This window comes from Nocardia carnea, from assembly GCF_029868855.1.
Lineage (GTDB): Bacteria > Actinomycetota > Actinomycetes > Mycobacteriales > Mycobacteriaceae > Nocardia > Nocardia carnea_A.
Genome location: NZ_JARWOV010000102.1, coordinates 36,291 through 46,671, shown reverse-complemented (window position 1 = coordinate 46,671; position 10,381 = coordinate 36,291). Strand labels below are relative to the sequence as shown.

Sequence of the window (10,381 nt, the reverse complement as noted above, 5' to 3'; positions counted from 1 at the left end):
CGACACCGGCGTTTTCGATATCCCAGTGCCCGATCAGGAATGGCAGACCCGGGAGCGGCTGGGCTACGAACGCGAAATGCTCGGACTCTATGTATCCGGCCACCCCCTCGACGAGATCGCGACCGCGCTCGCCACGGTCGGCGATACCCCGATCAGTGCGCTGACCGAGGGCCGGATTTCACACGGGCGCAAGGTCACGGTGGCCGGCATCATCGCCGCCGTCGACCGCCGTGTCACCAAGAAAGGCGAAGCCTGGGCGATCGTGCGCCTCGAGGATCTGGAGGCCGGGATCGAGATCCTGTTCTTTCCGGCCGCCTACGCCGGCGCCGCCGCTCTCCTCGTCGAGGACGCCGTCGTCGCAGTCGGTGCACAGGTCAGCATCCGCGAGGGCCGTCAGTCGCTGCTCGGCGACCGGGTGCGCGATCCGGAGCTGACCGCCGACGGGTCCGGTCGGCCGGTGACGCTCTTCCTGGCCTCCACCGCCTGCACACCGCGGTCGGTGCGGGCGCTGCGGGAAACGTTGCAGCGTCACCCCGGCGCCACCGAGCTCCGGATCAACCTGATCGGCGCCCGGGGTCCCCGGCTGCTGGCGCTGGATCCCCAGTTCCGGATCGCCCCCTCACCCGCGCTGATGGGCGAACTGAAAGCGCTGTTCGGGTCCACCTGCCTGCGGTGATGGGGAGCGGATACAGAAACGCCGCCGGGTGGTGGTCCCGGCGGCGTCGTTCGAGGTCGACGTCCAACAAGCGCCTCTCGGCGAGTGGTCGCTCGTAGCGACGAATGGGGTGCGGCCCGGGGCTGTCCGAACGCCGACATCGGTATTCAACCCGGGCACCCGGCGAGCTATTTCCTACGCCGGATGTGATGCGTGCTACCCGGCATAGTTCACAACTCCAGGTGCCGGTTCATCGACATCGCGGCCTCGGCCAGCTCCGGGAGTTCCAGCACCCGCACCCCGTGCAGCCGCAGTTTCTCCACGCCCACACAGTTCGCGACGAAGGTCGCCGGTTCGCGCCAGGCGATCACCACGGCCGGGATACCGGCTGCCAGCACGCGGTCGGTACACGGCAACCTGGTCTTGGTGGCCCGCTCCGAACACGGCTCCAGAGTGCTGTACAAGGTGGCGTGGCGTAGCCGCGGATCCCCCGCATCGAGTTTCGCCAGCGCGGCTTCCTCGGCGTGGTTCTTGGGGTCGGCTTCCCGGGAGAAACCGGTGGCGAGCTCTATTCCGTCGGCGACGATCACCGCGCCCACCGAGAACGCGCCCGGAACCGGCGGGCTGCGCCGCGCCAGCTCGATCGCCCGGTTCATCCAGTCGCGGTGGTCGGGTTCGGGCATCGGGCCTCCTGGGGTCGATAACGCAACACTGCCACATCCCCCAGCTGCGACACCCCGAGCAACGACATACGGTGGGTGGAGCCGCCCGGGAACCTGGCGGAATGCAGGAAACGCGGCGCCAGCGGGTCGCCTACCAGGGTGGGACCGATGGCGAGATGGAGTTCATCGGCCAGACCGCCGGCCAGGAAGGCGGTGTGGATCCGGCCACCGCCCTCGACCATCAACCGCGCGATCCCGCGAGCAGCGAGGTCGTCGAGCACGGCTCCGAATTCGAGCTCGGCGCCCAGCGCGACGACTTCCGCGGGCGCGGTCAGTCGTTCGGCCAGCCGCTGGGCTCCCGACCCGGTGGTGTAGACCAGCGGTGGGTGTTCGGCCGTACCGTGATGCCAGAATCGGGCGGCCGGATCCAGATCCCCGGCGGCGGTCACCGTAACCTTGCGGGGGTACTCGGGTTTCCCGGCGGCGGCGCGCGCCCGGCGGCGACTCTCGTCCTTCACGATCAACCGCGGGTTGTCGCGCCGCACGGTTTCGGCGCCCACCAGAACGGCGTCCGACCAGGCCCGCAGCTCGTCCACCCGGTCGAAATCGGCCTCGTTCGACAACAGCAGCCGCTCGTCGGTGGTGTCGTCGATATATCCGTCGACACTCATCGCGACCGACAGCAGTACGAAGGGCCGGCTCCCGCCCGAACCGCCCGCCCCCGCGGTGCCGCCCGGCCGGTTCTCGCCCGCGGCATCCATCAGGCCTCCGGGCCGAGTACCCGGTCCCGCGGAATACCCAGCACCCTGGCCTCCGCCGAGACGGCCGTACCCAGCTCCGCGGCGGGGTCACCGGCTGCCGCTGCCGCTGCCGCCGCCTCCGCCGACTCGCCCTCATCGGTCCCCTCGGCCGGGTACGGCGGATCCAGCAGGACGGCACGCTCCCCGGGCCCTTCGGGGTCGGCGTGCAACCAGACGAACTCCACACCCAGATCGATCGTGCGCGGCAGGGTCGCGGCCAGTTCGGCGATATCGTCCCGCGGGCATTCACTGGTATCCATTCGCGCAAGCGTCACCCGCAGTTCCGGCCAGGCCGCGGCGAACGCCGCGTGCAGCGGCCGCTGGTCCACCTCGTGTTCCGGGACCCAGGCCAGTTCGACGCTTTCCATATTGGGCTCGACGGGCAACGGTTTACCGGCGTCGGCGATCACGGTGGTGTAGGTCCAGCCACTGGGTGCGACGGCCGTGACCCGTTCGGCGCGCACCTGGATATCGGCCGCCTTGATCCCGGCCTCCTCGTCGGCCTCGCGTACCGCGGCGTGCACCGCGGTCTCGTCGCTGTCCCGGGCTCCACCGGGCAACGCCCAGGTACCGCCCTGATGACTCCAGGGCGCCCGGTGCTGCAGCAATACCGCGACGCCACCTGCACCGATCGGGGCGCGCAGCAGCAGCCCGGCCGCACCGAATTTCCCCCAGTGCCGTATCCCACCGGGGCTCACAGCCCACCCGTCTCCATCACCGCGCATCTCGCACCGTCCTCGTCGACCGTCCCCTTCCATCCTGCCGTACCCGGCTGCGGGGATGGTCGTTGTGGCGGTCGAAGCGCGAGCGGGCACAATACCGAATACGCTCAGGACAGCGGTGTGAGCGGAATCGCCCACATACCGCAGAGCGATACAGCGCACACGGCGCCCAGAGTTGGAGGGTGGACATGACGCGGTCGGCGGTGGATCGGGTGGTCTCCGAACCCGAACCGGCCCAGCCGGAACCGGCGCCCACGACCGGGCGGTCCGGCCTTGTGCGGCCCCGGGTCGAAACGGCCTGGAAGTTGCTCAATCCGGCGAGGTTGCGGCAGTTCGCGCAATCCTCGCCGGGACGGCTCATCGGAATCGGGCTGCTACTGGTGGTGCTGTGCCTGGGGTCCGGTGCGATAACCGGGGCCACCGTGCACGACCGCCAGCGCGATCTCGATGTCCTGCTCGCCGGCACCGAACCCGATGCCAATGCCGCACACCGGCTCTACACCTCGCTCTCGGTCGCGGACGCCGCCGCGGCCACCGCCTTCATCTCCGCCGGCCTGGAACCGCAGCAGGTGCGCGACCGCTACAGCCAGGCGCTGGGCGAGGCGGGTGCCGAACTGGTGACCCTGTCCGGTGAGGGCGCCGAAGACGATCGGCAGCGGATCGGTATCGGTTCCGGATTGCCGGTCTACTCGGGTCTGGTGGAGACCGCGCGGGCGAACAACCGGGAAGGTCACCCGGTCGGCGCCGCGTATCTCAGCGAGGCGTCGCACCAGATGCAGAACGAATTGCTGCCGATGGCCGAACAACTCTACGTCCGGCGCGCGGACGCCGTGGACGAGGCGCAGGACCGGCACGTGCGGCCGCCGCTGGTCGCGATCGTCGCACTACTGGCGGCGTTGGCCGGGCTGGTCTGGGCACAGCGGCTGATGGCCCGGCGCTGGCACCGGACGTTCAACCCGGGTCTGCTGCTCGCCTCGGGTGCGGTGCTGATCCTGCTGCTGTGGACGGTGATCGCCGGATCCGTATCGGCATCGGCGATGTCGGGCGGCCGCTCCGACGGCACGGTACCGGCCGCCCGGCTCACCGAGAGCCGGATCCTGGCGCAGCAGGCACGTTCCGCGGAAACCCTGAAACTGGTGCGGCGCGATACCACCGGCGATTACGACCACACCTTCGACGCCAATATCACCCGGCTCAACGAACTGCTCGCCGGGCACACCGACCGTGCGACCACCGACGCCCGCGCCGCCCTACTGCATTGGCTGGCGGCGCATCAACGGATGAACGACACACTGAATCGCGGCGAGTTCGCCCGCGCCGCTACGATCGCCACCGCGCCCGGCGCCGAAAACGCCACGGTCCACGTGGAAGCGCTGGACAGGGCACTGGCCGCCGGTATCACCGAAACCCGGGACGCGCTGCGCAGCAATATTTTCCACAGCGCCCGGGTACTCGACTATCTGGCGCCCGGTGCGGTGATCCTCGGAATCGCCGCCGCGGCGTACATAGCCTTCGGAATCTGGCCGAGACTGCGGGAGTATCGATGAGACCTGCGCCCAACCCGCTCCGCCCGGTGGCGGCGCGGCCCCGGCTGCGCCGACCCGGTCGCACCCGGCCGCGATCGGGTATCCGGTCCTGGCCGCTGCGGAGTGCGATCGTCTGCACCGCGCTGCTCCTGACCGGCTGCGCCACCGCCGCCGGACCGCACAGCGAGACCCCGCACGGCGACTACGCCGAACCACCGCTACCCGCCCAGGCGACCGCGATACCCGCCGACGCCCCGGTCGAGGTTCCCGATGACCCGAACTGCGGCGACCCCACCGCGAGCCTGCGCCCCGCCGGTCCTGCCGCCACCGGGCCCGCCCTGAACCGGATCCGTGCGCGCGGGCGCCTGGTGGTCGGTCTGGACACCGGCAGCAATCTGTTCAGCTTCCGCGACCCCAACAGCGGTGTCATCGTCGGATTCGACGCCGATATCGCCCGCGAGGTGGCCCGCGACCTGTTCGGCGACCCGGATCGGATCGAATACCGTAGCCTCGGTTCCGAAGAACGGGAAGCGGCACTAATCGATCGCCGGGTCGATATGGTCGTCAAGACGATGACCGTCACGTGCGCGCGATTGCAGCGGGTGGCGTTCTCCACGGTGTATCTACAGGCGCACCAGCGGGTACTGGCCGTACAGGATTCCGGTATCGAGAGCCTGAAAGATCTGGCGGGTAAACGGGTCTGCACGATCCGCAGTACGACCTCGCTGGAGCATATCCGGCGGATCCAGCCCGAAGCTTCCATCCTCACCGTCCCCACCTGGGCCGACTGCCTGGTGGTGCTTCAACAGCGGCAGGTCGACGCGGTGAGCACCGACGATTCGATCCTGGCCGGTCTCGCCGCGCAGGACCCGCATACCGAACTGGTGGGCCCGAGTATCAGCGAGGAACCGTACGGGATCGGAATCCCGAAGGGCGACGAGGATCTGGTGCGGTTCGTCAACGGCACTCTCGACCGGATCCGCGCCGACGGAACCTGGGGCCGCCTCTACGGCCAGTGGCTCTCGGCCCTCGGCCCCACCCCGGCGCCCCCGCCGGCGACCTATCGGGACTGATCCCGGTGGCGACGGACGAGTCCGGCAACCGCCCCGGCTCCGGTGACGAACCGGAGCCGCCGGAAACTCGCGCCGTCGAACCCGTCCGGCACGCCGCAGGCTCCGTCCCGGATGACACCGACCGCGCTGGCACAGCGCTTCCCGGCACCACAGCGGTTCCAGGCACCACAGCAGTTACCGGTACCGCAGCCGTGGGGTCCGGCGAGCCGTGGGCCGGGACCAGTCTCGGGTCGGGCCGGGGCAGCGGCGGCCAGGTGCGGACCGGGCGCAGTACCCGGACCGTGCGGTCCCGGCCCACTGTGCGCACGCTGGTGGCCGGTCTGGTCGAGGTTCCGCCCGTCGAACCCGCCGACCCGGCCGCGGCGGTCCTGGCCGATCCGGTCGTCGCGGAAGGTAAACGATTCTGCTGGCGGTGCGGGAAACCGGTGGGCAGGGCGAGCGCGAGCGGGCCGGCCGCCACCCGCGGGATCTGCGCGAATTGCGGTGCCCACTTCGATTTCCGGCCCAGCCTGCGGCCCGGCGATATGGTCGCCGGGCAGTACGAAATCCAGGGGTGTCTCGCGCACGGCGGGCTGGGCTGGATATACCTCGCGATCGACCGCAATGTCAGCGACCGCTGGGTGGTGCTCAAAGGCCTGCTGCACGCCGAGGACATCGAGGCGCAGGCCGTGGCGGTGGCCGAACGCGAATTCCTCGCCGAGGTCGCGCATCCGGGGATCGTGAAAATCCACAATTTCGTCGAACATCGAACCCCGGCGGATGAGCCGATCGGGTTCATCGTCATGGAGTACGTGGGTGGTCGATCGCTGCGCAGCATGCTCGACGACCACCGCCGACCCGAGCGAATTCCGGTGGCGCAGGCAATCGCCTATGTCCTCGAGGTGTTGCCCGCCCTCGACTACCTGCATACCACCGGGCTCACCTACAACGATCTGAAACCCGACAACATCATGGTCACCGAGGACCAGGTCAAACTGCTCGATCTGGGTGCGGTAGCTCCGATCGAGGCATACGGGAACCTGTACGGCACCAGGGGTTTCCAGGCGCCGGAGATCGCCCGCACCGGGCCGACCGTCGTCTCCGATATCTATACGGTCGGACGGACGCTCGCCGTGCTGACCTTGAACATTCCCACCGAGCACGGCGCCTACCGCGACGGTCTGCCGACCCCGGAGGACGAACCGGTCCTGGCCGAGTACGAATCGTTCCACCGGCTGCTGCTGTGCGCCACCGACCCCGAGCCGGACCGCAGATTTCCGTCGGCCGGTGCGATGGCCGACCAGCTGGCCGGGGTGCTGCGCGAAATTCTCGCGCTGGACACGGGGGTCGAGCATCCGCATCGTTCGGTGGTTTTCGGTAAGCAACGCACCGCGTTCGGCACCGAGCAGCTGATCGGCCTCACCGACGCATACGCCGACGGCGCCGACCACGATACGGCCCTCGCCGCCACGGATATCGCCGCCGCGCTACCGGTCCCGCTGCCGTCGCCGACCGATCCGGCCGCCCGCCGGCTGGTGGATATCCTGCAGGCCGAACCCGATCAGGCACTGGCCGCCCTGCACGAAGCACGAGAAGATCTGGCGCGCGACCCGGCGGCCGCCCCGGAGAACCTGGAACTGGAGTTACGGCTCGCCGAAGCCCGTATCCTGCTCGATTCGGACCGGGTCGGTGATGCGGGCGAACTGCTCGACGCGATCCCGACCGCGGGCCGCCGCGATTGGCGGATCGACTGGTACACCGGGCTGGCGGGGTTGCGTGAGAACGACTACGAAAAGGCCTACTCCGCCTTCGATGCCGTATTACGAGTGCAGCCGGGCGAACTGGCACCCAAGCTGGCGCTCGCCGCGACCGCCGAACTCGTGCTCCAGCACTGGCACCCGGACGAGACCAAGGCCTGGCGCGCCTACGCCGAGAACTTCTACGCCACCGCGTGGCGCACCGATCACGGCTTGGTGAGCGCCGCATTCGGCCTGGCCCGCCTCCTGTCGGCCACGGGCCGCTATGCCGAGGCGGTTACCGCCCTGGACGAAGTACCCGGGTCCTCACGCTATTTCACCACCGCCCGGATGACCGCGGTACTGCTGCTGCTCACCAGCGCCCCCGTGGCCGATCTGCCGGAGCACACCATCCGGCGCGCCGCGGAGCGAGTGGAGGCGCTTCCGCCGGACGAACGCCGTGCCCTGCAATTGCGGGTCATCGTCCTGGGCAGCGCACTCGCCTGGTTGCAGGCCGGCAACAGCCCGGCCGCCCCGAACCCGCCGCTCATCGGTGTCGCGTTCACCGAGAACGCGCTACGGGACGCCACCGAGAAAGGCCTGCGCACCCTGGCCCGGCTGGCCCCCGGCCGCCGCCACCGCTACGCCTTGGTGGACCTGGCCAATTACATCAGGCCCACCACCTGGTTCTGAACGATTCTCGGCAACCACCACCCGCCGTGTCCTGCTCGGTGTTTCCGGCTACGGCCGCGCGCCCATCAGGTCTCGGTGAGGTGGGCGAGCGCGGTGATGAGGCGTTCGGCGATATCCGGTGGCCACGGAAACGACGGGGAAACCATTCGCTGATGGGCGAGCCCGTGCAGGCCGAGCCACAGCGCCACGGTGTCCGCCCGCACGTCTGTGCTGGTAGCGCAGCCGGTGGCGACACAATTCTCGACGGCCCGAGTGAGCAACGCGAGCGTCTCCTGACCGAGCGTGGCCATGTCCTCCTCGGTTATGGAAGCCCGCGTGAGATCGGGTATCCAGACCCCGGCGAACATCGCCCGGTAGCGACCGGGCCGAGTACGCGCGAATTCCAGATAGCCGTGGCATATGGCTAGCAGGCGCTCCCGGGGTGAATCCGCGGCGGAGTCCCAGGCGGCGCGGAGTTGTTCGTCCAACTCGGTGAAGGCATTGCGTACGACGGCGAGCATGATGGCGGGCTGGTCCGGGAAATGCCGGTAGATCGAAGGGGCCGCGATGCCGGCGCGGCGGGCGACGGAACGCAGGGTGACGGCGCTTTCCTCGCCGGTCTCGTCGAGCAGTTCGACCGCCGCCGCGACGATTTCGTCCCGCAGCCGACCTCCTTCGCCGCGGCGGTTGCGTACTCGGGGGCGGGGCGCTGTCTCCTCCATGCGAACACCTTACACAACAAAACTTACAGCTGTTAGCTCTTGCACATTTAGCACTTACATGCGTAACCTTACGGTCGTTACCTCTGAGCGATCGGATACACATCATGGGCCACAGCACCGCCCCCACCTACGCCACCGAAATAGTCCTGCCGGGCAAGGTCGAGCCGGCCGGCCTCCAGGTCACAACCCGCGAACTCCCCTCGCCCCCACCGGGGCAGGTCGTGCTGGCCCTCGCCGCCACGGGCGTCTCGTTCGCCGAGCAGCAGATGCGTCGCGGGAAGTATTTCGACCAGCCCCCGTTCCCCTTCGTTCCCGGATACGACGTGGTCGGCACCGTCACGGCCACCGGCCAGGGAGTCGACCCCGATCTCGTCGGCCGGCGTTTCGCCGCGGTCACCAAGGTCGGCGGCTGGGCCAGTGCCCTGCTCCTGGATGCCGCCGACCTGGTGGCGGTACCGGACGGCGTAACCGCGACCGCGGCCGAAACCGTGCTGGTGAACGGCATCACCGCCTGGCAGATGCTGCACCGCACCGCCGCGGTCCGTCCCGGTGGGACGATCGTGGTTCTGGGCGCCAACGGCGGTGTGGGTTCGACGCTCGTACAACTGGCCCGCCACCACGGGGTCACGGTGATCGGCACGGCCGCGCCCCGGCACCATCCGGCGGTCCGCGAGCTGGGCGCGATCCCGGTGGACTACCGCGACCCGCAGATGTACCGGCGGATCAGCGAAATCGCACCCGACGGTGTGGACGCGGTATTCGATCACGTCGGCGGTGCGGGAGTGGTCGAGTCGTGGCGGTTGCTGCGGCGCGGCGGAACGCTGGTCTCCTACGGCACCGCGTCGACCAAGGACATCGACGGTAATTCACAATTGCCGGTACTGAAACTGTTCGCCCGGCTGACGCTGTGGAATTACCTGCCCAACGGAAAAAACGCGCACTTCTACAACTTCTGGGCCGGTAAACGCCGCCTCGATACTTTCCGGAGCCGGCTGCGCGACGACCTCACACAGGTTCTCCGGCTCGTCGCGGACGGCGTGATCACTCCCCAGATCGCGGCGGAATTCCCGCTGTCCCAGGCCGGTTCGCACTGGCACTGGCCGAATCCCGCACCGTCGCCGGGAAGGTCGTCCTCGTACCCGACGCACTCTCCGACTGAAACCGCCACCACAACCCGACCACATACGCCTGACCCGCACCGCGACTCTGGAGACACAGCATGACCACCACCACCCTCGCCACCCCGATCGACATCTCGCCCGCCACCCGGCCGGGTGAGGTCGACAACCGCGCCGCCTACATCGGTTTCGGCCTCGCCTACCTCATCGGCCACGGAGCCGCCGCGATTTCCACAGGACCCGGTTCCCTGGTCACCCTGCCCGAGTGGTTGCCGATAACGCTGCTCGGAATCGGTCTCGCAACCGGGACGGTATGCGCCACCGTCGCGGCCCTGCGCGCCCAGCGGACCGTGCCGGAATCCGAAGCGTTGAGCGGAAAACTCCTCGGTCTGTCCTGGGTGGTGGGTTTCGCCGCCCTCGCGGTCGCCATCACCGGTCTCACGTCCGTCCTGGACCTGCCCGACCTGCAGTCGGTGCTGTGGCCCGCCGGCTCCAGCCTGATCGTCGGCCTCATCTATCTCAGCGAAGGCGCTGCCCGCCGTAATGTCCTGCACTACAGTCTGGGCGCTTGGCTCGCACTGGTCGCGGGCGTCGCGCTCTGCTTCGGCGCATCAGGCCCGTTCTGGGTCCTCGCCGGCGCCGGCGGCATCGGCTACGCGATTGCCACGTTGCTGGAGTTCCGCCGCCTCGCTGCCCGCTGATCCCACTGACCGAAA

The 10,381-nt window shown here is 69.1% G+C and carries 10 protein-coding genes; 6 read left to right on the top strand and 4 right to left on the bottom strand.

What is annotated here, in order from left to right:
• Positions 1-676: OB-fold nucleic acid binding domain-containing protein (locus QH195_RS09435; RefSeq protein WP_348537350.1), on the top strand; the 676-nt coding region annotated here is incomplete at its 5' end.
• A 209-nt stretch (positions 677-885) separates the two neighbouring features.
• On the opposite strand, the gene QH195_RS09430 is transcribed toward QH195_RS09435, so the two are convergent.
• The 3 genes from QH195_RS09430 to QH195_RS09420 are packed head-to-tail and all read right to left on the bottom strand — an operon-like array spanning position 886 to position 2,842.
• Positions 886-1,338 (bottom strand): deaminase, encoded by a 453-nt coding sequence (locus QH195_RS09430; protein WP_280435072.1) that lies wholly within the window; start codon positions 1,336-1,338, stop codon positions 886-888.
• The gene (locus QH195_RS09425) at positions 1,308-2,078 is read right to left on the bottom strand and encodes a RibD family protein (protein WP_280435071.1); all 771 of its coding nucleotides are present in this window, start codon (positions 2,076-2,078) and stop codon (positions 1,308-1,310) included. Before QH195_RS09425 ends, QH195_RS09430 begins: the two co-directional genes overlap by 31 nt.
• A complete protein-coding gene (locus QH195_RS09420; RefSeq protein WP_280435070.1) occupies positions 2,078-2,842 on the bottom strand; it encodes an NUDIX hydrolase in 765 nt (254 codons plus the stop codon). Before QH195_RS09420 ends, QH195_RS09425 begins: the two co-directional genes overlap by 1 nt.
• A 185-nt stretch (positions 2,843-3,027) precedes the next feature.
• Between QH195_RS09420 and QH195_RS09415 the strand changes: the two genes are divergently transcribed.
• From QH195_RS09415 to QH195_RS09405, 3 genes are all read left to right on the top strand, one after another.
• On the top strand, positions 3,028-4,386 hold the full coding sequence (locus QH195_RS09415) for a hypothetical protein (RefSeq protein ID WP_280420287.1): 1,359 nt from the start codon (positions 3,028-3,030) through the stop codon (positions 4,384-4,386).
• On the top strand, positions 4,383-5,438 hold the full coding sequence (locus QH195_RS09410) for a glutamate ABC transporter substrate-binding protein (RefSeq protein WP_280435069.1): 1,056 nt from the start codon (positions 4,383-4,385) through the stop codon (positions 5,436-5,438). Before QH195_RS09415 ends, QH195_RS09410 begins: the two co-directional genes overlap by 4 nt.
• A 191-nt stretch (positions 5,439-5,629) precedes the next feature.
• Positions 5,630-7,846 (top strand): serine/threonine-protein kinase, encoded by a 2,217-nt coding sequence (locus QH195_RS09405; protein ID WP_280435068.1) that lies wholly within the window; start codon positions 5,630-5,632, stop codon positions 7,844-7,846.
• Positions 7,847-7,911: 65 nt separating this feature from the next.
• On the opposite strand, the gene QH195_RS09400 is transcribed toward QH195_RS09405, so the two are convergent.
• The gene (locus QH195_RS09400) at positions 7,912-8,547 is read right to left on the bottom strand and encodes a TetR/AcrR family transcriptional regulator (RefSeq protein WP_280420284.1); all 636 of its coding nucleotides are present in this window, start codon (positions 8,545-8,547) and stop codon (positions 7,912-7,914) included.
• Positions 8,548-8,651: 104 nt separating this feature from the next.
• On the opposite strand from QH195_RS09400, the gene QH195_RS09395 reads away from it, so the two are divergent.
• Together QH195_RS09395 and QH195_RS09390 are read left to right on the top strand one after the other, a co-directional pair.
• Positions 8,652-9,770: a medium chain dehydrogenase/reductase family protein gene (locus tag QH195_RS09395; RefSeq protein WP_280435067.1), complete on the top strand. Its 1,119-nt coding sequence runs from the start codon at positions 8,652-8,654 to the stop codon at positions 9,768-9,770.
• Entirely contained in the window at positions 9,767-10,366 is a 600-nt protein-coding gene (locus QH195_RS09390) for an ABC transporter permease (RefSeq protein ID WP_280435066.1), read from the top strand. The genes QH195_RS09395 and QH195_RS09390 overlap by 4 nt, the downstream gene beginning before the upstream one ends.
• Positions 10,367-10,381: the final 15 nt, after the last annotated feature.